This window comes from Anaerosinus sp., assembly GCF_965318445.1.
The window spans coordinates 55,191-78,920 of record NZ_CBDNNH010000001.1 but is presented as its reverse complement, the minus strand read 5'-3'; the positions used below and the strand labels follow the sequence as shown (position 1 = coordinate 78,920).

The 23,730-nt window shown below is 36.2% G+C and carries 15 protein-coding genes and 1 riboswitch; of the genes, 4 read left to right on the top strand and 11 right to left on the bottom strand.

What is annotated here, in order from left to right; genetic code table 11:
• The 7 genes from ACWZFG_RS00310 to ACWZFG_RS00280 form a co-directional block, all read right to left on the bottom strand.
• Positions 1-5,748 (bottom strand): two-partner secretion domain-containing protein (locus tag ACWZFG_RS00310; protein ID WP_455576887.1); only part of this gene is annotated, 5,748 nt, incomplete at its 3' end.
• A 15-nt stretch (positions 5,749-5,763) separates the two neighbouring features.
• A complete protein-coding gene (locus ACWZFG_RS00305; RefSeq protein ID WP_455576886.1) occupies positions 5,764-7,467 on the bottom strand; it encodes a ShlB/FhaC/HecB family hemolysin secretion/activation protein in 1,704 nt (567 codons plus the stop codon).
• A 227-nt stretch (positions 7,468-7,694) separates the two neighbouring features.
• Entirely contained in the window at positions 7,695-9,254 is a 1,560-nt protein-coding gene (locus tag ACWZFG_RS00300; protein WP_418626829.1) for a DUF4127 family protein, read from the bottom strand.
• 20 nt (positions 9,255-9,274) lie between these two features.
• Positions 9,275-9,949: a hypothetical protein gene (locus tag ACWZFG_RS00295; protein ID WP_418626828.1), complete on the bottom strand. Its 675-nt coding sequence runs from the start codon at positions 9,947-9,949 to the stop codon at positions 9,275-9,277.
• 97 nt (positions 9,950-10,046) lie between these two features.
• On the bottom strand, positions 10,047-10,742 hold the full coding sequence (locus ACWZFG_RS00290; RefSeq protein ID WP_455576885.1) for a DUF2225 domain-containing protein: 696 nt from the start codon (positions 10,740-10,742) through the stop codon (positions 10,047-10,049).
• A gap of 159 nt (positions 10,743-10,901) precedes the next feature.
• A complete protein-coding gene (locus ACWZFG_RS00285) occupies positions 10,902-12,380 on the bottom strand; it encodes a glycoside hydrolase family 10 protein (protein WP_455576884.1) in 1,479 nt (492 codons plus the stop codon).
• Between the two features lie 212 nt (positions 12,381-12,592).
• Positions 12,593-13,492, bottom strand: a complete 900-nt coding sequence (locus ACWZFG_RS00280) for a hypothetical protein (RefSeq protein ID WP_418626825.1) — start codon at positions 13,490-13,492, stop codon at positions 12,593-12,595.
• A gap of 214 nt (positions 13,493-13,706) precedes the next feature.
• Here ACWZFG_RS00280 and thiT point away from each other — a divergent pair, with 214 nt between their 5' ends.
• Complete coding sequence (thiT, locus tag ACWZFG_RS00275; protein WP_455576883.1) at positions 13,707-14,315, top strand: energy-coupled thiamine transporter ThiT; 609 nt, start codon at positions 13,707-13,709, stop codon at positions 14,313-14,315.
• 33 nt (positions 14,316-14,348) lie between these two features.
• On the opposite strand, the gene dinD is transcribed toward thiT, so the two are convergent.
• From dinD to ACWZFG_RS00255, 4 genes are all read right to left on the bottom strand, one after another.
• Positions 14,349-15,206: a DNA damage-inducible protein D gene (gene dinD, locus ACWZFG_RS00270; protein WP_455576882.1), complete on the bottom strand. Its 858-nt coding sequence runs from the start codon at positions 15,204-15,206 to the stop codon at positions 14,349-14,351.
• Between the two features lie 61 nt (positions 15,207-15,267).
• The gene (locus ACWZFG_RS00265; protein ID WP_455576881.1) at positions 15,268-18,144 is read right to left on the bottom strand and encodes a KAP family P-loop NTPase fold protein; all 2,877 of its coding nucleotides are present in this window, start codon (positions 18,142-18,144) and stop codon (positions 15,268-15,270) included.
• A 283-nt stretch (positions 18,145-18,427) separates the two neighbouring features.
• Positions 18,428-18,913 (bottom strand): hypothetical protein, encoded by a 486-nt coding sequence (locus ACWZFG_RS00260; RefSeq protein ID WP_455576880.1) that lies wholly within the window; start codon positions 18,911-18,913, stop codon positions 18,428-18,430.
• Position 18,914: 1 nt separating this feature from the next.
• Positions 18,915-19,193, bottom strand: coding sequence for a hypothetical protein (locus tag ACWZFG_RS00255; RefSeq protein WP_147667328.1), 279 nt, complete (start codon positions 19,191-19,193; stop codon positions 18,915-18,917).
• A gap of 411 nt (positions 19,194-19,604) precedes the next feature.
• A riboswitch (cobalamin riboswitch) is annotated at positions 19,605-19,786 on the top strand.
• A 191-nt stretch (positions 19,787-19,977) separates the two neighbouring features.
• Here ACWZFG_RS00255 and ACWZFG_RS00250 point away from each other — a divergent pair.
• The 3 genes from ACWZFG_RS00250 (at position 19,978) to ACWZFG_RS00240 (ending at position 23,681) form a co-directional block, all read left to right on the top strand.
• Entirely contained in the window at positions 19,978-22,128 is a 2,151-nt protein-coding gene (locus tag ACWZFG_RS00250) for a TonB-dependent receptor (protein ID WP_455576879.1), read from the top strand.
• A 25-nt stretch (positions 22,129-22,153) separates the two neighbouring features.
• Positions 22,154-22,996 (top strand): 4Fe-4S binding protein, encoded by an 843-nt coding sequence (locus tag ACWZFG_RS00245; protein WP_455576878.1) that lies wholly within the window; start codon positions 22,154-22,156, stop codon positions 22,994-22,996.
• 190 nt (positions 22,997-23,186) lie between these two features.
• The gene (locus ACWZFG_RS00240) at positions 23,187-23,681 is read left to right on the top strand and encodes a hypothetical protein (RefSeq protein ID WP_177503501.1); all 495 of its coding nucleotides are present in this window, start codon (positions 23,187-23,189) and stop codon (positions 23,679-23,681) included.
• The last annotated feature ends 49 nt before the right edge of the window (positions 23,682-23,730 follow it).

Below are 23,730 nucleotides of genomic sequence, written 5' to 3'. Positions count from 1 at the left end.
AATATTTTTTATGCCTTCTAAAGCACCTTTATTTTCTTTTAGTGTTTCATAGGCTTTGTATTGATAAAGCTGTTTTAGGCGTTCATCTTCTACTTGGTCTGCTCGCTTTAGTGAGGCTGCAATAGATTGTGCCGTTTCTATGGTTTGACCGCCTAGCGATACGCTAAGTCCGCTTTGTTTGAATTCGTGTTTTTCTTGTGCACTATATGTATTGTCAGCATTTTCGATGGTTACGTTTTCTGCGGTGATGTTGATGTCTTTACCGGCGATTACTTCGCTGGCCTTGATATCGACGTCTTTTCCGCTTTCTAGAGTTACGTTACCTTGGATGCTACCAATGGTTGAGCCAACTTGTTCTACTGCTTGATTGTCATAGGCGTCTTTTTGTTTTTGACTGCCAATCGTAAAGCCAAGTCCACCACTGCCAAAGATTCCTGATTTTTTTACTTCTTTGCTGTATTCGCTTTGGCTTGTTTCGTCAGCCGAATTGATGTTGATATTTTCGCCGGCTTTTACGTTGATCTCTTTGTCTGCTGCTACGATAGATGCTGTGATATTCGTATCTTTACCTGTTTGAATTTCTACTTCGTTACCGTTTACATAGCTTTCTTTGACTTGGTTGATGTTTTGGTAGTCGTAGATTTTTGTTGTGGTAGTTGCAAGTACGCCAACTTTTGTTCTATGTTCTTCGTGTAGTTTTTCATGGTATTCGGTTTCATTTTCTATCGTGACATCATTTTGCGCTTGGATTTTTATTTTTCCTTGTTCACTGGTGATTTGGCTTCCTTTGACGGTTACGTCTTGCCCTGCTGTAATTTGAATATTTTGTCCTGCGTCAAAGTTACTGCCTTTCACTGTTTCATCTACGATTCTGTCTCGTGTATAGTGAATTCCTTTTTCTCCATCATCTACATCAAATACACTGAGATCTTTTGCCGCTGTAATTTCGATATTGTTTCCAGCAGTCGTCGTAATATTTTGCTGAGCGTTTGCAGTTACAGCGTTTAGTTTAATATCTTTGCCTGCCTGGATATTGATGTTTTCAGCATTTAATTGACTTTGCAGGTGATTTACTTCGTCGATTTGGGCACTGGATTTGTCGTAGACGACTGCAACGTGTTTTTCTTTGGCTGCGGCTGTCATTTCTACGTTATTTCCTGCACTTAAGGTTAGGTCTTTGCCTGCACTTAGGTTACCGCTTTGGTTTTTGATATCGTTTGTGGCAATTAATTCTACATTGCCTGTTTGTGCGGTAATGGTTGCTGTTTTGCCAAGCTCTGTTTGGTTTAGCTCACGGTAGTTCGTTTCTTTTGTTTGCGTTTGGTTGACAATATCTTTTGCCGTTATTTTGATATTGTCTTTTGCTGCTACGTTTCCGCTTAGGTTGGCAAAGGCATCGTCAATTTCTAGGTTGATATCTTGTCCTTTGATTTGTCCTGTCTGATTCGTAAGGTTACCGGCTTTGATTCGCGTGGTTTTATCAGCTTGAATTGTTCCGATATTCGTTAAAGTATCTTTTGCATAGAGTTCAATTTCTCCGCCGGTGATTAATGCGCCGTCTTTTGTTAAATCTTGCGCTTTTATACTTGCTAGATAGATTTGCGGTACTAATACGGTTTGTCCATTTACCTCTGTTTCAACTAGCCATACCATATCACTGGTAAGAGCTGCAACTTGCTCCGGCGTTAGTGCTATCCCAATCGTTAGATTGAGTTTTTCCGCTGCAACTGCACCGTTTTCCATGAGGGCTTTGTATTGTTCTAGGTCACTAGTATAACCGCTAAGATATTTTCTACCTGTCAAGTTCGTAATTTGTTCGGTCACGAGTGTTTGTTCATAGTAACCATCGCCTAATCGTTTTGCAACTTTTGCCGGGTCACTTTTTACTCGGTTCAGTAGGTAGTCACTGGAGAGGAAGTTTTGATAGTTGGCAAATTTCTCATTGGTTTCAATGAGGTATTTTGCACTTGGATTTTCATTGATAGTAAAGATTTTTGTATTGAGTACAAGGTCTTGCATTTGATTGACTGCATTTTGCCCTTGTGTGAGTTTGATGATATCGGTATTTAACTTTAATTTTGTTGTTCCATCGGTTAGGGTAACGGAGGAAATATTGAGCGGATTTTTTTCGGTGGTTTTATAAGTAATTTCTTCTTTGCCAGCATTATACGTTTTATTGTCAATTGTATTTGCCTGAATCGTTACTTTGTTATTTCCCCCAAGTATGCCAAGTCTGGCAACTGGTTCTTCTTGTATTTCATCATAGCTATATGGAATCGTTGTACTTCCATATACCATGTGACAGTGAATATGATGTTTCCCATGATGCTTATATCTCCAGTATTGCACATCATTTCCGCGGTCAGCAATGACGATCGTTCCTTGATACCCATAGTTTTCTACGTGATTTCCGCTTATATTGAGGTCTTGTCCGGCAACAACTTTGCTATAATGGTTTACCACATTTGAATGAATATCAATGTCGCCATCTGCTAAAATATTGCCTTCTGCGGTTTCCGCTTTAATTACGCCTGTATGAATGTTGCGGTTAAAGGTTCGAATCGCGTTGTAGTAGTCTCCTCCCCAATGTGGAATTCCATAGGAAATGATTTGATTGGTGACATCCCAATCCGTTTCAAAGACCTTTTTTTCATTGGTTAATTGCTGCGCTTGAATCGTAATATTTTTTTTGCTTTCTATATCAGAGGATTGATTTAAGATATTTTCCTCAGCTGTTAGATGAATATTTCCATTGGCAAAAAGCACCGCATCCTCTGTATTGCTGATATTTTTTGCCGTTAACTCTGCCTCTTGGTTGCTAACCAGCAAGGAATCTGTATTTCGAATATCTTCCTTCGCTGTCAGTTTTAGACCATCCGCGTAGATTCCGCTTTGATTCCTATGATAAATATTTTGTGCCGAAATCTCTGTCTTTGCCGCACTTGTCATCGCAGCTGCATCGTTGATTACCGTCTGCTCTGCCGAAAGAGTTAAATTTTTACCACTTTCCAGCATTGCTTGACTTTGATTGGTAATATTGGCTGCTTTGAAGTTAAGATTTTCTTTACTGCTTATTGCAGATTCGGTATTCGTCAAGCTATTTTGAAGCGCATAGTCGGAAGAACCGTCTGCGTAAATCAATGCATGCGCTTTATTATCTACCATATCTCCCGCAAACGATAAATCTGCTTTCGTTTTTATCGTGGCAGTCTGATTGGTCACAATTTTTGCATTAATTTCTAGGTTTCCATCACTTGCGATATAGCCATTGGTTTGGTTTTTGAGTTCGCTAGCAGTCATCGTTATTGCTTGATTGGCTAGAATCGCAGATTGACTGTTATTTATTTTGTCAGCCTTAATGCTCAAATCTTTATTTGCAGATTGCAGCGCACCGGCTTTATTCACCATGAATTTTGTATGTACATCAATATCTTGATCGCTTTTGATTGTAGATTGATTATTTTCAATCGCGTTGTTTAAAGAAAGCGACATATCCTTGCCACTACTCATCATACTATTGGCTTGGTTCGCCAAATTCGTAGCATGTATCGTCAAATTACCCGTGGCATTTAAACTTGCTTGGTTTTGATTTACATCTTCCTTTACCTCAACCTGCATATCTTTTTGTGCTGTAATAAAGCCATTTTCATGGTTGAGCAAATTCTCTGCCTTGATTTCTACATCATCATTTGCAGAAATTTTTCCTGTATTGGTGATTCGCCCATCTGCTGAAAGCTGTATTTTATTTGCCCAAATTTCAGATTGGTTTACATTTAGATTGTCACCAATGATGGATAGATTCGTATTTGCTCCAGCATTAATGCCCTGTCCTTCAGCCGTAAAGTAATTACGATTCACGGCAAAGGTAATGTTGCCATTTTGCCAATTCATCACATTTGCCGAGGCTAGGGTTGCATTTGCAGTATTGATACAGCCAAAGCCATTTACTGTAATCCCATTGGGATTGGCAATGACTACACTTGCACGATTTCCAGCTACTTCAAGGAAACCATTTAGGGAAGTCGGCTTTGTTGTTGTAATTTCATTGAGAATAATTCTTGCGCCATTACCGGCAAGTCGGTCATTTCTATCTATATAGCCACCGAGTTGTGTCAATTCATATTTAGTTGCATTGTTTAAGATAAGCCCCTGCTGATTAATATTAAAATCGGTATAAAGATTGCGTGATACACCGTTTTGATTTGCCTCAGCAATCTGTACCAAAGGAATGCCATTTGGTGCAGTATCAAGAATAGGGCGATAAAGTACACTGGCACTTGCATCGGCAGTTAGTGGCAGATTGTCCACTTTGGGAACTTCTACCGTTCCCGCTGGTTTTATCGGCGTACTTATTGCAGATAAATCCGGCAGGTCTGGCTGCGTAATTTCAACGATATTTTCCCCTGGATCTGGTTTAGGCTTTGGCTCTAATTCATGCCCTGGCTCAGGAGTTTTGGGTTCAGTTTCAATAACCTCTACATTAACGCCTTGAACATTAAACTCATTATAGGTGACTGTTTTCCCTTTTAGTTTTACATTCCTACTAGCCTCCATGGTTCCTATCGTCGTAATATTTTCGCCACTTGTTATCATTAAATCTGCTTGATTGACAAGCTGAGGAGATTCATCATCTTCCTCGTCTTCTTGATATGGCGCGCCAGCTTGAATTATTCCACTATTTGAAATATCCTTGTCAGCATTCATCGTAAACTGGTCACGTGCTAGAATCATTGTATTGTTAGTGATTTCATCTTTGCTGTGAATTTCGATAGTTCCTTCGGAATCTATCGTAGTGATAGATTTTTCTTGTTCCCCTTCAGCATTCGTTATTTCATTTTGATTTTTAACAAAGGCAATTTTTCCTTCATTATTTATATAAAGGCTCTGTCCGCTATGAACATCGCCGCCAATATGATAGCCAAGCCCCGCCTCTGTCCCGATGAGCTTAATTTTGTTCGCATACATCCCACCTACAGCGGCAATATCTAATGCAATTGCCGGCTTATCACCTTCTGAAGTTAACGGTTTTGCAGTTAAATCATCATAGTCAATCTGGTTGGTTCCTGTAACTACATTGATTTCATCCTTTGCCCAAATTTCAGCATTGATATTCGCTGCACGCGTAAGTATATCTAATTTTGAAACTGGTTCATACATTTGTCTGCCATCGGCATCCAAATGATTTCCAGTCCCTTGTCCTGCGATTGTTACATTGCCACCTGCTACAGTAAAGCTTTCTAGATTTCCATTTACTATATTAGGCGTCCCTGTAACGAGTGTTGCCCTATCGGCATTAATAAAGCCGAAACCATTCCCCATAATGCCATTTGGATTTGCAATAATGACATTGGCTTTAGTTCCGGCAATCTCTAGCATGCCTTGTAAATTCGATATGTGATTTCCCGTAATTTCATTTAATATAATGGATGCTGAACTTCCATTTAAATTTGGATTTTGATTAATTAACCCAGCAAGTTGTGAATTATATGCTGTATTTGCTGCATTATTATTTAAAATAAGTCCATTTGCACCGATGTTAAAATCTAAATATTGATTATGTGATAATCCATTTTCATTTGGTTTTGCGATATTAATTACTGGCGTCGAATTAACTTCTGTTACGTTTGTCTGATGCGTTGACTCGGGGTCTACTGCAATGTCCGCTGCATAACATAGGTTTGAAAGGTTCAGTGATAAGATCACCGTGTAGACGATAAACTTTTTTAGACTCTCCTGGTATTTTTTCACTACTTTTTCTCACTCCTAAAACTGATGTACTATTTGAAAGCCGTAGGTTTTGGGTGCGGTCGTAAATCCATCTGGTTTTTTTATTGGCCAACCGACAAACACATCATATTTTATATTCTCAGCCTCCCCTCTAAAGCCAATTGCTCCACCAGCCAGTTCACTGCCAGTAAGATACTCAGCAGATGGCCCCTGCACTTTCCCATAATCTATGGCAGCATAAAAATTATGTTTGGCTGCAATAGGAAATACGAATTCATTGCGAATCACCATCCCATTTTCTGCTGATAAAGATTGTTCGCCATCAAAACCGCGAACGCTATAACGTCCACCAATGCTAAAAAATTCTGAACTGTATAAATAATCTTTCGTGCTTTGTCCACGAATGTTAAGATTATATTTGCCTTTTGCATTGCCAAATTTTAATGGTGTAGCAAAATTAAAATCCATCGTATACATGCTGTATCGTGTTGTTGGCTGTTCGTACATCCCATCAGTAATACCTGGCTGTGCACTAAACCACGGCACGCCTTTTCGATAGTACATTGCCAAATCCATTACGCTTTCACCAAAGTATTGCCTTTGCAAAACCCCAAGCTCTAGCGCTGTCGTCTTTTGACGTTGCACACCAATTTCTGTTCCGTCGATATAGCTTCGCCGTTTTTTCTGTACAACGCCAATTTCAATATCGCTTTTTCGTGTCTGATCACGATAATAATTATGATTTACCCGAATCTGTGTATTGGTCATCTTCCCCGAGGATAAAAAGGGAAGTAAAGCGGTTTCTACTGTTTGATGATATTCATAATCCGATTGACTCAGTGTAAGCGTCTCTTTTCCTAACGGAAGCGAGTAATATAAGCTATGTGATTTTGTTCCTTTTCTCGTATCTTCTGAATTGGCATCTTTGCCAAAGGACAGATAAAATAAGTCATTGATTGAAAATAAATTATCTAACGATAAAGAGGTAGTCGCTTGTAGCTTTCCTGTGTCCTTTGCGCCTGAGTCGTCAAAGGATAAAACGCCGTGCCAGTTTTTACTCCGCGAAACTTTTAAGGCGATATTGCTTTCACCATCCTTTTCGCCCGGTTCAATACTGATATCAACATCTTGCGAGGCTAATCGCTTCATTTGTTCTAAACCTTGTTCGATATCTCGAATGTTGAGTACATCTCCATGATGAACGGGGAAAGCATTGACCCAAGTTCCCCAAGTTTCTGGTTTGAAATAAATTTTCCCAATGGTTCCTGCTTGCAAAGATAAGATAAGCTTTCCTGTAGATAAATCCTGTTCTGAGACAAATACCCTTGTCGTAACATATCCTTTATCTACAAACGCTTCGTTTAGTTTCGCAATAAGTAAATTGATTCCTTGTACGCCAATGCGTTGATTTGCATATTGATTGAGATATTCTTGTGCCCAATAGAATTTTTCAGCATATTCTCCTTTTAGTTCCATATGCTCAATAAAAAAACTCGGCGTTTCTTCTGGCAATTGAATTTTCGCTAGATTTTCTTGCCCCTCTTGTAGGCTGATAAAATCCTTCGAGGTACGCCTTTGAGCATCAGCTTGCGCTTGTTTTTCTGACATACGGCTTTCTTGCTGTTTTAGCACCGCTGCTTGTTTTGCTACATCTTCTGATGATGGTGCCGCCAACACCACATTCGCCAATAGCAAACTTGGCACACCAATCGCCAAAATTCTACAGATTTTATTTTTCATTACCAAAATCCCTTCTATATGATAAATTAGCTTATATTCCCTTAGTCATTATATAGTTTCTATATTGAAAATTTTGTCTAAAAAGGACTAATGTACTAACTTTTTATCTTGTTTTTATTTATTCATGTTTAAATAAACGATATATAGGTAAAAGAAATCAATTACCGCTTATTCTAAACATACAAAAATGGTGTTGCTTTTTCAGCAACACCATTTTTTCAGATATTTTATTCTACTTCTACCCCAGCTTCGAACATGCGATTCCAAGGGAAATCGACATTTACTTTTTTTATTGAGAAATCTTTTAAATGCTCTTTCGCAAATGCGTTCATTTCTTCATTTGCGCGCTTTGTTACAAAGCCTTGAATTTCGTCTAATTTGCTATAGTTACCACCCTGCATAGTCGCAATTTCGCCTGCAAGGACTTGTCTTATATTCGCTTGATATGCCCAATCATCAAGCAGACGAACAGCCAATAAGCGATGGCGTCCCTCAAGTGTCATTTTATCACTGAGAATTCCTTGCCCAATCACAAAGCCTGCACTGTTATTTGCTGTATTCCAACCTGAATATGCAACAATTTTATCGAGTAATTCTTCTTCTTCAAGCGCTGCCATCAAAGAATTGTCTGCACCGTTTGCATAAGCAATATCTGCAATCGCTACTGGATAGCCTGCACTCAAATACTCTTTCACCTCTTGAACAAAGCTTTCTGTATTTGATTTTGGCTGTACAGTATTCGTTGGAAAATTCGCTTCTCCTGTTTTGCCATCCACATTGGTGTTCACCATTAAGACTAAATCAGCACGATCAGGCGTTAAGACCGGAATCGCTCCTGCAGCGAATAAATGTGAATGAATAGAAGTCTCAATTGCTTCATCAGAATAAGTTGGTATAGTCGCTCCTCCTACACCGTCTGCGTAACGAACAGCTACCAATGGAACATTCCAGGTTTCATCATTAATCGCTCTCGTCAACATAACCATTGCCATTTCATCAATACCTGATAAAGTTTGAAATTGACTAATAGACAAGCCTTGTGCTAATGCATCTAATTGACGACTTTCTTTATGGGTTTGTGAAAATGGTGCATTATCATCTCTTCCTAGTGCTAAATAGCGAAAAACACCATCTTTTGTTAAATGTATCATTTTTGAGTTAGCGGCAAAGTTTTTAGAACGTCTTGCCATCCAATCCTCTATAGCATCTTGTGGAATAGATTTTTCTAATTTAGCCAGTTCTTTCGTTTCTTTACGAGATAGCCCTACACATTCTTTTTTATCTAGCAATGCCGTGTATTGAAAAATGCTTGGTCCATACTTTGCATAATATTCTGGCTCTTCACTGCCAGATGCACGCGGCGTACGCATAATGGATCCAAAAGCATAAATCTCAAGATTCGGATTTTCTTGTTTCAATTTTGTGAAATTATCTACTCGATTTAAAATCACAGTTTCGTCGATATTATGTTTTCTCGAACCGACTAAACTCCCATAGAGTAATGCATCCGAAGATAACACAACTGCATCGGCACCTTTAGCATTTTCAAAAACCCATTGCCATAATTCATCCGGCTTACCCAGCATTTCGCGATTACCGACAAATTCATTTGGTGCATTTACGATTTCTATCTCCGTCATTTTTACAGTATCTGATGTTTGCTCAAATGAAATCGGACGATTATCGTGTGGTACAAAAAGAATTTTCCCGTTTGCAAGTGCATCTGGCATCATGATGCCTAGACAACAGGCAGCCACCATTAAGATTTTTGTAAAGCTTTTCCTCAAAAAAATCCCTCCTTATTGCATTATTTTAAAATATTCTTTATTGAATTTTCCACAGATTCAGGCATATTTAGAGAAGTCTTAAATTCTATATAACCCTCTTGGGGCACGGCTTCTTGGATTTCTATCGTATCAATCAGCTTGTACCCATATAATTCGGTTTTCCCAAAATCAGACCCAGCCAATACATTCTTTAAATCAAGCGTTACTGTATTGCCTTTTATCTGCATCGGGATTTCTTCGCCCAAATCCATTTTCCCAACAAAATTCTCCATCATAGATAAACTAAACTGCGAGACAAAAAATGATAAAAATCCTTTATCGGGTAATTTCTTTTTCACCACTGTAAATTGGACAGTTGAATTATCTTTATTATGTTCAAATCGATCAATGCGGCAAGTCATTTCCACTCTGCCGAGATGAACAGTATTCGCCTTAATTTTTATTTTTTTATCGCCAATGGAAGTCACTTGTAAATCAGATATATTTTCATTATTCTCAATACTTCGAGCTAGAGATTCATTGAGCAATTCATCTGATACAACTACTTTTCCTTCCCTTAGTCCTTCTAATGTTTGTTTATTCCAAGTATCTTTTATTACCTTAATTACGGGTGTAAAATCAGCTACTTTACCTGATATAGCACTTAAATCAATTTGACTTATCCATGATGAAGGTAAATCAACTGGCATATCCATGTTCTTCACCTCTATATTTATAGTGTAATGATTAAACGTACACTATATTATACCGCAATCATACTTTTTATTCCATTTACTTATTTTGGTTAATACTCTATCCCTTTTCGTCTCTCATATCCTGCCAAACATCGCGCGCCAGTTTATAAATCTTATATTCACTGCGGGCTGTTTTGTCTCCAATAATCCTGCTTAGATACTGCGTAGCCTTCTCGATTTCACCAAGTCTTCTATGCAAATCGCCAATAAGGTAAATTACCGCATTATCTGTCAAACTTCCAATAGGAAAACGCTCTGTTATTAAGGCACGATCATAGGATTTTAATGCTAATTCTAACAATTGATTTTCATTTTCTTTATCTTCAGCCTCTCGATAGAGCCATGCCAATTTTAAATATAACCCAGCCATTCGGCTCGCTGGAGCTTTTGCTAAGTCCGCTATATAAATCGCCAATTTAAAAGCGGTGATCGCCTGTTCCCGCGTTCTGAATTCAGTATGCGGAATGCGAATCTGGCGCGCCATTAAAAATTCGGCAACTCTGTCTTTTTCCCGCTCTTTTATATCTTTAAAATGATTAGTATCTGAGGCATAACCACAATGCGGGCAAATCCAAATCGTATAATAATAAGGATTAAAATCCTTATAATACGCACAAAAATCGCTATCTTGTTTTATTTTTATCATTCTAGAACGTAACTTTGTTACAGGCATAGAATAACAACAAATCGGACATTCTTCCTCACTTACATATGTATAACCAATAGACATCCATTCATCTCTCCCTATATCCATATAATTATAGATTACCACAAAAGTTCGCCTTTGCGTTAGACATTATGTAAAAAACAAACTAAAAGCTCCAAAAATCTAAATTAAAAATAAATTTTAAGCGAAAAGAGGACATCACACGACTTAATTAATGCAATGTCCTCTTCTCCTATAACTTTTCTATTAATTTTTCAACTTGACCGTGGGGTTGCTTTCAATATGATTTCTATTTAAAGCTGTTATTGCATAATAAAAATCCCCGTCTTTATTATCTACATATTCTTCATATTCCCCTTCATTATTTCTTACTTTAGCAATTATTTTCGCAGGATTCGTTAAGTCCATCTTTTCCTCTTGATTAAATCGATAAATTAAATAATATTTTGCATCTTGATAATTATTAAAGATAGTAATTGCTTTACTTGTCCCATTATCGTTTATTGCTACTTCCACTGGCTTTGGTTTTTTATCATTAAGCCACGGCATAGAATAAGGAATTGCCGGAAGGCGATAGAGTTCTTTTAATGTTTCTCTAACTCCATTTCTATTATTACTTATATCACTATAAGTAAAATATACACTCCCCTTTACGTTATCATATTTTTCATTTACCTTTATTTGCTCTGCAAGTTCTGCGACAATTTCATCCTTATAAATACCTTCACCAATGTATAACTGTGTTTTCTTTCCCTTTACTTCATTGTTCCACCATTCTACAACAGTAACATAATTGGAGTTTTTATTATCGGTTGTCCAATATACCTGAGGTACTACATAATCAATCCATTCATTCTGTATCCATGTTCGCGTGTCACAAAAAATTTCATAATAGCTTTCATATCCTTCCGTATCCGATCCAGTTTCATCATTGCTTTTATTTTTCCATATTCCTGCCGGGCTAATGCCAAATTTAACCTCAGGCTTTATTTGTTTTATCGCTTGATTTACTTCTGCAACTAATTGATTGACACTGTCTATACGAAAAGCTTCCAATGATTTTCCTTCGCCATACTGCTCATAGGCAATCTTATCATCAATATTTTTTTTTGGATAAAAATAATCATCAAAATGTATACCATCTATATCATAGTTTTCTACAATTTCTTTTACAGTATCTACAATATAATGTCTTACTTCAGGAATTCCAGGATTATAGTAGAGTTTATTATCGTATTCGATTACCCATTGCGGATGCTGCACAGCAAAGTTATTAGGTGCTAATTGATCATTTTCCGCAGGCAAACTCGTCACTCGATAAGGATTTAGCCACGCATGAATTTCAAGGTTTCTTTTATGCGCTTCTTTTATCATAAATTCTAACGGATCATAACCTGGATCTTGTCCCTGTATACCGGTAAGAACCTCTGACCATGGATTCATCTTCGATTGATATAACGCATCTCCTTTTGGTCTTACTTGTACAATTACCGTATTAAAGCCAAGTGAGCTAACATCATCCAAAATCTTTATAAATTCTTTCTTTTGCGCATTTATATCCCCTTTCGTTGACGGCCAATCCAAATTAAAAACCGTGCTAATCCAAACTGCTCTTACATCACGCTTAGCAGCATTTCGATTAACTTCTTCTTTTGCACATCCGATTATCTGTGTAGCGACAATTATTACTAAGCTAACTAATATCAACTGTATAAACTTTTTCATCTTTCTACCTCATTCTTTGGTTTATGCCCCAATATAAAGTAACACCTTTCATTATATTATTTTATATTAACGCCTAGTTAATATACCTTTTTTATTTTTGTTCGACCGTACTCTTTTACTTTCTAAGTAATCCGTCTTGATCTAATAAAAAAGAAGACTACCTCAGATGGAAACATTTCCTTTTGAGGTAGCCTTATCGTTTTATTCTCTTTTTATTTTTTTACTTTACCTAATTTTACCTCTTCTGCAGTTTTTATCACTTCTTCAGGTACTTTTATTTCTTCATTACCATCCATAGGTTTTATTTCAGTATTCATTTTGATTGTAGAGGCATCTAAAAATTGTTTAACTGCAACTCTGTCTCTTAATTTCATTTCTGGGAACTGATCCATAATTGCATCTGCCGATCTTCTTACTGTGTCAGAAAAATCTAACGTTGTAGTAATAGATTTGTTCTTTTTATCAATGTGCTCCTTATATGGCATTTCACCTATTTGATTCATTACGGTTTTACAAACACTAATAAATTGTTTTTTATCTGCTTCATTTTTAAATACGTCCTTATCCTCTGATAATGAACTTTCAATGAATTCACCAATTGGGGAAAAATCGAAAATATATTCGGCATCTAACGAATCTTCCGTTTCATATTGAATCGTTACTGATTTAATTAGAGCCAGTTGCATCTCCATAAGCTCTTTTTCCGATGACGTTCCTTTAAAATTTTTAAATTTTTGTTTGTACCATTTTTTATTGTCTAACGTATACACTTCCAGATCATTTCCCTTTTGTTGAGCATACTGCATCACCTGAACTTCATTTGCTGTTTGACCAAGCATTTGAAATGTCATTTTATTCGTAACTTTATATACAATTGGTTCCGAGCTCTTTCCAATAACATTCATATCAAAATTCAGATTTCCCATTGGAGTCTCTGCATTAATTAAAATATGCGCGGTTAAATTTTCAGCATAAAAATCCTTATGTAAATCCATTAGGTATTGCTTCTCATCCATATTATTTGGTTGCTGCGCCGCAAAAACTTCCCGTTCAGTTGAAAAATTAAGCAATAACCCAAGAACAATAAAAATTCCAAAAATTATTTTTTTCATCTACGATCTCTCCCTATTAATTATATAAACGTCACCTTACTCCATTCCAGCATAACACCTATTTAATCCCAATTCAATCCTTTCTTTAAAAACAACAGCATAACCGGTAATTTTTATGCTAAATTGCAAAAAAATTTCCCCCGTAGTATGCTAGATACTAGTTGATTCTGAACTCAACGATTGCTTTATATTTGAAATGTAAGGAGATGTTCTTTTGTTTAAAAATTTTTTTGAGCTTGCTTCCCATCCAACGAGTATTTTCGCCTTGTTAGGCATTGCCATATTACTTTTTGCTCTTTTTCGCGTAAAAAAGATACAATTAACGCCAAAATTAATTACCCATATGGGCCTTATGATTTCTCTCGCCTTTATTTTACATCAAATCCGAATTTATCATATGCCTCAGGGAGGCAGTATCACGCTTGGCTCGATGGTGCCACTTTTATTTCTCTCATTTTGCTATGGGCCGGGAATTGGATTCCTCACCGGATTCCTTTATGGCGTAATTAACCTTCTCTTTAATCCTTATATTCTACATCCTGTACAGGTATTATTTGACTATCCGCTTCCTTATATGGCGATTGGTCTAGCAGGATATTTCCCTACTCGCATTTTTCTTGGTACTACTATTGCTGTGCTGGGGCGTTTTATTTGTCATTTCATCTCTGGTATTGTCTTTTTTGCCTCTTATGCACCAGAAGGAACTTCGCCCTACCTTTACGCTTTTCTTTTTAATGCCAGCTATCTATTGCCAGAGCTTATGATTACTTTATTTTTGTTTAAACTGCTTCCTCTAAAAAATTTAATGAAGCAAGTAAAATAAAATATCTATTTCATGCAACCCGGCCGCTTACTTTTAGTCTTCTTCTATTGGAAGTATCACTGACTTACTAGCAAGTTGTTTTTCTTGTCTTTTAACACGACGTTCCAATTTTTTAAAATCTTCAGAAGGAGGTAGATTTTCTGGCTGAATGCCGCGTTCACCTAACATTTGACGTACTGATCGATTATTTTGCACATGTTCTACTGTAATTGCTCTTTCTCCTTGCATATCTTCTTCTTCAACTCGATAATTTGTCATTTCTGTCGCTAAATTTTTCGCGGCAATCGTCAATGTCGGCAAAAAATCTGCCAAAGGGCAATTTTCTTTCATTCCCAATTTAGCCTTCATATCCGCAGTATTATAACCACCAAAAAGTGCCGTATCCCCTTTAGATCGAATACGTCCAAACCCTTTATCATCAACACCACGTTCATAAATATTTTGTGAAAGACGTTTTTCCGATTCTTTTAGCCGCCCTCTTGCTTCTGCCCGTTCAATATATTGTATGCGTTCTTCAATTAATTCTTGTTTTCGTGTCTGAGTTAAAAAATAACTTTGTGCAAAAGCAATTTCTGGTTTTGCGGGATCACCATTTTGTGCAATTAAATAACATGCATATCGCGTCAACATGTAATCTTTTATTGGTCTTTTCGCATTACTACCCAAAGGAACCATTTTCGTGACGTCACGAAAATGGTTTTCAACAATTATATCTGTATTTTCACAAGATTCCACAGCACGTTTAATTGCTGTCTCAAAATTTTCCCATCTCGCATACCCTAATAGTTTCATTAAATCACGGGCATACCAAAATTCAACTTCATCTGCTTCTTCAAGCTGAATCGTCATATCAAACTGCTGCTTTAATACAAACACTTTATTTTTATCCATCACGTTTCCCTCCCCTTTTTATGAGTCAATGATCTTCTAGCCTCGTATTATCAACCCTTTATTAATTTATGGAGTCATTTTCCACTTCACAAAATTCATCTAATTTCGCAAAAATATCATATAAGCAGTCAAAATCTACTAACGTATAATTACGGGTGAAACACTTTCTTGCTTCAAAATTTTTAGATTTTATCCGCTCACCATACTCCTCCCAATAATCAAGTAACTTCTCTTTGCTTAAATAAGCTGTAATATCATCAAGACTAAGCTCAGGTTTCCCTTCATTATTTTGGAAACTATCCCAGAGTAAACAATCTAAAAAATTTGCATAATTATTCTCATTTTTTTCAGGGTTAAAACAAATCTCAAAAAGATATTTATTAAATTCAAGATTTATTCCCTTTTTATCTTCATTGCCCTCCATATCATAATATCCACAGCCACTGCCAATCCCTTGAGAACTAGATGAATTCCCCAATTGTCGAACAATAAAGTTTTTCATGTTAGCTTTAACTTTTAAAATCACTTCGTTTAATATCTCACTATCATTTTCTTGAGCAAAATATGTTGATATGAAATCTTTATTGTGCAATTTATCAACTTCAACAAAAAAGTTTTTTCTCTTATCAAGAAATTCAGATTTAAAAATCTGAAACACAACTTGTGAAATTTCGCGCATTTCTTGAATTGCTATCTTTTGAATATCCTCTTTTTGTTGCTTTTCACCACTTGCTAACTTTTTATAATTTGCTAATGTATGTATTAAATCAGGTTCTCCCTGCAAATAACAACACCATCTAAACTTCAACAAATCATGTAACCCCAGTATTTCTCTCTTGCCCAGAGTCATTAATATGCCTTTCCCCTCATGGATGTCTTTCCCCAATATCCATGCTTCAACATCCTCCCAACAGTTTTTACTACAATTAATCTCTTTAGTTAAGTACTCCACAAGATAATTAGGTAGATAATTTCGTAAATCTACCATATTATTTCCACTGACTAATGAATATTTATCTATATTTTCAAGCACGTAAGTACTAATTTCTCGCCACTTTATTGGCTTAAAATTACTCCAACTAGTATGTTTTAAATTTTCCCAAAAATTGAAAATGACAGATTCGTTATGTAAAAAGTCTGTGCCATTAAAAATATCATTCAATGATTTTCCTTGGGAAAAGTCTGTTTTTATCTTATTATAAAATGCATTTTGTTTTGTTTTCTCTGGGTAAACCATTTTAGTAATAAGTTTTAAATATCTTTCTAAATTTCCCTCTTCCCGTGGAGGAGTTGATTTATTAAAACACGCATACGAATCCCTTTTTTCACTTAAAATATCTTGATCAGATTTTCCTACGATATCCTCTCTATTAAAAATTTTATTCAAAAGAAACTTTTGGTTATCATTAACACTAGCTAAATATTTTTCATATTGTTCGGAATGAACATATTTCATCCCTTTCTCCGCCTGCTTTGAATTAATAATCACAGAAAAAAATCCTTTTCTTCCGCTAGTTTCACTATTATAGATCTTTCTAAACGCGCTAGGATAGTTAATATAAATAAGTAACAAGTGAATAAGATCCTCATTATTGATATCACAATTTTCAAAATCAGTTTTATCTATCCCCAGTAGTATAATTGTATTGACAAGCATCTTAATCTTTCTGGAATCGCTAACGAATGGTAAATACGCATGGAATTCATTCGATCCAAAAATTTCTTTTAGCCCGATTATCGCATTTTTTACAAATTGAGAACTTTCTCTTTCTTTCTCCGGAAAATATGCTTCTGGTCTTTCTGTAAAATTTTGCACTAATAATTTATTATCTAAATAAAGATTCATTTTAACATTTATGAATTTTTCTAAAAACTCAATAATTTTATCTGGGTCTGAATTCATTTTGTCTAATGCAATAATATTTTCTGTATCATAACACAATATATAAGAAAGATTAGGTAACATAAATGCTTTCTTAGCCATACATAAAACCTCTTTTATTGTAGCAAAGTCCAATCGGTCTAAATCATCAATGATAACAATAATCTTTTTGTCAAAATCCGCTAAAAACCCTTCAAGTTGAGAAAAAGCATCTTCAATAGATTCACTTGACTGCGGAAGTCCTAAACCTAAACCAAAAAATGAAAATGAAAATTTAGACTCTTTTATAAAACGTGCGTATCTTGAAATTAAGAATTCAAGCTCCGGAGCAAATGTTTTCTTATTAATTTCTCTAATTAATCCCTCCATAAACCTTTCTAATAAATTTTCTTTATTTTTATACTGCAAAGGATTAAACGAATACACAATCATCTTCTTCTCATGATTTTTCCACCAATACGTTTTGCATAAGTTAACAAATGTTGTTTTTCCCGTTCCCCATGGAGCATCAATACCAAAAACCAAACTATCCGATGCTCCAAAATTATAAACTCGCTCAGCAAACCTATTCGCTTCATCTGCCATTTCAAACTTATCATCCGCTATTTTCTGAACTTCCCGATCACTGATAAAAGCTGATTTCATTGCATCTTTGTTATCATAATAGCGATTTTTTCTTAACTCAAATAATACAAATAACATTACGGGAATTGATAGCAAAGCTACCAATTTTAAATCAGATAACGCATTTATTTTACTAAACAAATTAAAACTTATCTCATTAAAGGAATAGCCGAAAAAAACACCTAAAAATAAAATAGCAAATAAATCAAACCGATTATTTATAAAAAGAATATATATTTTCCCCAAAAACAACTTAATGAAAGTTCCCAAAAGGATCATTCCATAAACGAGCATTTCAAGATATTTTTCATTTTCAAATACTCGTTTTTCAATAATTGTAGATATAATAAAAAATTGAGTAATTAACAACCCGATAAAAAATAATTTCGATAACAACAAATAATTTATAGCTACGTTTTGATTTTCTTTCACTATTTTATCACCTCTTAACCATTTTATCATAAATTTGGAATTTTCCCTTTTATTTTTATCAAAATACTACATTATTTCTCAGATAATTCCATTAATTTAGCCAATTACAGTTAAATCCCGCGTGTATTTATCTATTTATCTACGTAAAAATTCCATCAAAACTGACACTTAACATGAATGATAGTCCATATTCTTTATTTAAATTTTGTTTTATCAATATACGACAAAAGGGCTATTGCGCTAACGAAAATTTTTTCGCAGGCAACAGCCCTTATCTTATTTTTTAACGACGGCGATTATATACATTCTCGTCTTCATTTTTTCTGCTTTTAAACTTATCCCAAAGTGTTTTTCCTAACAAAATTACGCCACCAAAAATAAGTACATTGAGCATCAAGCCCATAATATCTGACATAAAACCATTCATGCCAAACATGCTTCCTAATATGCTGCCGAGCATCATACCACCGGCGAATATCCCTATATTACGCATCATTCCACCAAATGGTGAAGCTGATTTCGTTGCAGCGCTATTTACTGCACTGCTTTGCGCTTTCGAGTTTGCCGCAGGTGCTTTATCACTATAACTGTTTGCTGGCGCTGATTCTTTATAGCCATCCTTTTGTGGCTGAGTTTTATTCACTGGTGCTTTTTGCGTAGTTTTTGGTGCAGACATTTTTATTTTACTCCCACCAATCGCTGCATAACTCACTGTATAAACACTAAAAAAACATAACAACAAAATAGCAAATACTCTACAAAATTTCATCTTATTCCTCCTGATGCGCTTTAATATCTTCTGGAAATGCATAAATTTCTGATAATGTTGGTAATTCACCTGACAAATAACGATCAATATCGTGAACATCAATATAAAAAGAACAGTTCACTTCCAAGTATCCTTGTTCTTTTCCTCCACTCACATTACGAATCGCCATTAATCGTTCTCTTAGCGCCAACGTTTCCTCTTGGCCCGCAGTCACATCCAAGCGAATCAAAGGAACTCCATATTCCCTAAGTACATCATGCAAAGTCAATCGTTCTGACATCGAATCCTCCATTAAAATAAATTTTGCTACTTTAATTACACTTCGTTCTTCCCTAACTATTTTCCTCTAGAATTTATTTACTAAACATTTATTTCCATAGTGAAAATTTGTCTCTCTTATGCAACCTTTGCTTTTCCTGCCCCAAGCTGATAAAATCGCAAAGTTATTACAATACATCGCTTGGCAAATACGCTTTAATACCATCAATCTCAATCATTATTCCCGCATACGCCGTTATCGGAAACAAAGTAAACATACAAATATCTACTACAACTTTTAGCAAAAAAGATTTTTCATCTATACCCCTCCAAGCATTTTTTATGGATATAGATTACTGCATAAACTGCAAAAATTCTATTTTTCACTAGACATTATGATTATTTATGATATAATATGCAATTGTATTTAACAATCGAATATTTAGGAGCAAGGTGCCCGTTTAGGGCTTAATAGGGAAATCGGTGCAATACCGATGCGGTCCCGCCACTGTAATAGGGAGCAAATCCATATGATGTCACTGAAGCGCAGCTTTGGGAAGGCTTGGATAAGCGATGAACTAGAGCCAGGAGAACTGCCTGCTTAACAATTACCGTTGACCTACGAGCGATAGGGAGGGAATTTTTAGGGCAGTATTTTTGCTGTTTAAAAATATAACTTCTTCTGTGGCTTTACGCAGAAGGAGTTTTTTATTCATTAGCATCTATTCTTTCGCTGTTTTGCCCTCTTAATATTTCGTTATTTTCTACGGTAAGAGGCAAAATTAACAACATAAGGAGATTTCCAAATGAGAAAGAAAAACATAGCGATTATGATTTTAACAGCACTTGCATTATCTACGACAGTACAAGCTGCACCAACAGAGGAATTGGATGAATATGCATTAGATACTGTGATTGTTACAGCAACACGAACAAGCGAAAGCATAAAAAATGTTCCGGCAAATGTTACTGTAATTACTGCCAAAGATTTAGAAAAGAAACAAATTTTTAGCGTACGCGAGGCACTGCAAAACGAAGTTGGTTTTTATTTATCACCAACGGCGGAAACGAAAAACGGCTTATCACTACGTGGATTTAGCGGTCAAGATATTCTTGTTTTATATGACGGTCAACAAATTAATTCCGCTTTTGACGGTAGTATCGCCTGGGATTCCATTCCGCTAAATAAAATCGAACGCATCGAAATCGTTAGAGGTGCTGGATCATCACTCTATGGTGGTCATGCTGTTGCCGGTGTTATCAATATTATTCCCAAAGAATCCACCGGAGAAACGAACGTTGATATGAACGTATCTTTTGGCAGTAACAATACATGGAATCGCGGCATAAGCATAGATGGTGCAGTCAATGACGATCTTTCTTTTAACATCGGTTATCAAAAGCGCTCTACGCAAGGATATCGCGGTTATTATAAAACGGTCTCTGGAAAGACTACTGGTTCTTCCTCTGCAACCGCTGACCTTCCAATGTTAGGAAGCGGACAATATGTGATTGGCGGTCGCGGCGAAAAATCGAAAATCAGTGAAGATTATTTTGTCGACTTCACCTACGATATCGACGATAATCGTTCAGTAAAATACTCTTATACCCACAATAATTATAATTACGCTTATAACAATCCTTTTAGCTATATTTACGATAGCGCTGGGAATCAGATATTTAAAGGAACGATCCTTACACAAGATGGTAAATATGTCACCATTAAGCCTTCTGACTACCTTGGTTATATTGGCGAACGCGAACAAGATATACATAAAATAAACTACCGTGATGATGAAAATCAAATTAAAATTGGCATTGGTATGACTGATTTGAAGAAAGAAGGCTATAGCTCTGCCGATTCATCCGCCACCTCTACTGATTGGGATGGAAAAGGTAGTTTGGCAAGTTATCCAAGCAAAAATTATAATTTTGATTTCCAAAAAACATGGGAATTCGATAAGCATAATGTGATTGCTGGCTTCGCTTGGATGAAAGAAAAAATGACTTATACCTCTTACAGCTTGACCAATTGGAACGATTGGAATTCTATTTCTTCGCTTTCCAGCATCAATAGTGGCTCGACCCATACCTTTGCTCTTTTCGCCCAAGATCAATACACTTTGTCTGAGCAGTGGAAAGTATATACGGGCGTGCGTTTTGATCAATATAAAAAAGAAGGGGGCTACTCTTATCTTGCTTCAGGCAATAGCAGGCAGGATTTCCCTAGTAAATCATTTAGTGAAGTAAGTCCAAAAATTGCTTTTGAATACACGGCTGACGATAGAACCACTTATTTCACAAGCTATGGACATTCCTTCAACCCACCAAGCATTTACAAACTATATCGCCGTGCCGGCACTTCAATGTCAAGCGTACAAGCAAACCCAGATTTAGAGCCAGAAACTTCAAATACATTTGAACTTGGCATGAAACGAGACTTAGACGATAATACTTCCTTGGGAGTTACACTCTTCCATGTAAAAACTAAAGATAAAATTGCCTTAGCTACAAAAAATGGTGTCAAGGCTTATTATAATCTTGATAACGCCACAGCTAAAGGTGTTGAACTTGAATTAAAACACAAACTAAATGACAATTGGTCTTCTTATTTTAATTACACTTACGAACGCGGCGAAAACGAATCAAACGACCAAACCACCCGCAATTGGGATATTCCAAGACATTTATTACATGCGGGAGTAGATTATACCTACGGTAAAGCGAATTGGGGACTTGACGCGCAATATGTCAGTGAAAGACAAAGCCCCGATGCTGATACAGGGGAATATGGTTCAGAAGATGCCTTCTTCCTAATGAATACTTATCTAAACTACAAAGCAACAGATCAAATCAACTTACAGTTTGGAATTCAAAATTTATTAGACCGTAAATTCTATGCAAGCGAAGCAACAAGCGGAAGAACCTATACGTTGAGCGTCAACTATTCCTTCTAAATATAAAAGCATAGTGATGTTTAAAATGAAAAGGTTTATCGGCTATCTAATTGGACTCGTTCTTTTTTATGCTCCGTTTGCACTTTATCAAAAATTTATATTTTATCTATTGGGTAAAAAAAATTATGCAGATATTCATGATTTTTGTTTGCGTATTCCCCTTGAACATATTTGGCGCGGTCGAATTTTTGACCAGTTTACAATAGAAACAATTACAATGTTTTTATTCATCTCTTCCGCATTTCTCCTTGGGCCATTTTTTTGCGGTCGTCTATGTATTGCAGGTGCGCTAGGCGAATATTTAAGCCATCTTATCCCTCATAAATTTCAAATCAATTGGACGCGCTATATTGATCCAGTACCAGTCCGGTATGGAATATTCATTGGTTTTCTATTATCCCCATTTATTGGTGGGTATTTAGCTTGTGCATATTGTAATTATCGCTTAATAGAGGCAGGTATTTTTTACGTCTTTATGGGGGAAAGAACCGTTTTATCCTCTTCTGTTCTTTTCACTGCTGTTCTCTGGCTCGGTTTGTTTGGCTTATTTACCAGAGGAGGACGTGGCTTCTGTAATTTTATTTGTCCTGTCGGCGCAGCACAAAATCTCATTCATTGGCTCGGCTCTAAATTTCCTTTTGTATTGCGTCTTAAAATTAACCATTCACATTGCATTCAATGCGGTAAATGCATAGATCAATGTCCAATGGGCGCACTCCAGGTACAAAAAAATATGCTCCATCACCATGCGCATCATTGTATTACCTGTAAACAATGTATAGAAAGTTGCCCTGTAAAGGCAATTTCCTATACTACAGAAAAAAAGAGTCTTAAACATCAGGAAGTGAATTTATGCAACAAAAAATAAGTAAGTATGCCATCACACCAATCTTTGCGAGTCTCACTATTTTTTCAGGCAGTTGCACTGGAACTTGCGGGAGTTGCACTGGTGCCTGTATCAGTGGGATTGTGCTGGCAGGCACAATCTGTGGAAACTATTGTTTGGAGCGCAATAAACATTCGAATGAGAATTCTAATGCATTTGGAGAGCGTTTAAAATGAGCTACAAAAAGCAAGCCTTTATTTTTCTTTGCAGCATACTCATTGCAATTTGTGCTGGCTACTATGCAACAAGTCAGCGCGCTGAAACGTTTCACTTCAAAGTAATCATGCCTAAGCATTCACAAACAGAAACAATAAACCTGGCAACATTAGGATTTCCTAAAAAGGTATTGCAAGGTGGGCAAATCCGTATAATTAGCGATAGACAATCCTTTCAAAATAATAGCGCTGCCCCATTACATTTAAAAATTACCATGACAGGGTTGCCCGCCGATTTAAAAATCTATACCAAGAGCGAAGGTTGGCAACGCTTTGATTCCCCTTTAGAAATCATCATTGAACCTAACCAAAGAATACTGCTCGGGATCGAAACAAATCTTTCGCGAAAGAATTCTTTCCTGCCATTCATCGGCAATATTGATTTAACGATAGAGGAATTGAATCAACAAAAACGTCTTCATATTCACAAGTTTGAACTTGTAAACTTATAAAACTGCGCACAGAATGAACTGTTTCATCCTGTGCGCAGTTTTTCTTTAA

Bases quoted from the DNA above. Each gene is read 5' to 3' on its own strand.
- ACWZFG_RS00305 (WP_455576886.1), bottom strand. From the start codon at position 7,467: ATGAAAAATAAAATCTGTAGAATTTTGGCGATTGGTGTGCCAAGTTTG.
- ACWZFG_RS00280 (WP_418626825.1), bottom strand. From the start codon at position 13,492: ATGAAAAAAATAATTTTTGGAATTTTTATTGTTCTTGGGTTATTGCTT.
- ACWZFG_RS00245 (WP_455576878.1), top strand. From the start codon at position 22,154: ATGAAAAGGTTTATCGGCTATCTAATTGGACTCGTTCTTTTTTATGCT.
- ACWZFG_RS00255 (WP_147667328.1), bottom strand. From the start codon at position 19,193: ATGTCAGAACGATTGACTTTGCATGATGTACTTAGGGAATATGGAGTT.
- ACWZFG_RS00250 (WP_455576879.1), top strand. From the start codon at position 19,978: ATGAGAAAGAAAAACATAGCGATTATGATTTTAACAGCACTTGCATTA.
- ACWZFG_RS00240 (WP_177503501.1), top strand. From the start codon at position 23,187: ATGAGCTACAAAAAGCAAGCCTTTATTTTTCTTTGCAGCATACTCATT.
- ACWZFG_RS00285 (WP_455576884.1), bottom strand. From the start codon at position 12,380: ATGAAAAAGTTTATACAGTTGATATTAGTTAGCTTAGTAATAATTGTC.
- ACWZFG_RS00260 (WP_455576880.1), bottom strand. From the start codon at position 18,913: ATGAAATTTTGTAGAGTATTTGCTATTTTGTTGTTATGTTTTTTTAGT.
- ACWZFG_RS00290 (WP_455576885.1), bottom strand. From the start codon at position 10,742: ATGGATATAGGGAGAGATGAATGGATGTCTATTGGTTATACATATGTA.
- ACWZFG_RS00295 (WP_418626828.1), bottom strand. From the start codon at position 9,949: ATGGATATGCCAGTTGATTTACCTTCATCATGGATAAGTCAAATTGAT.
- dinD (WP_455576882.1), bottom strand. From the start codon at position 15,206: ATGGATAAAAATAAAGTGTTTGTATTAAAGCAGCAGTTTGATATGACG.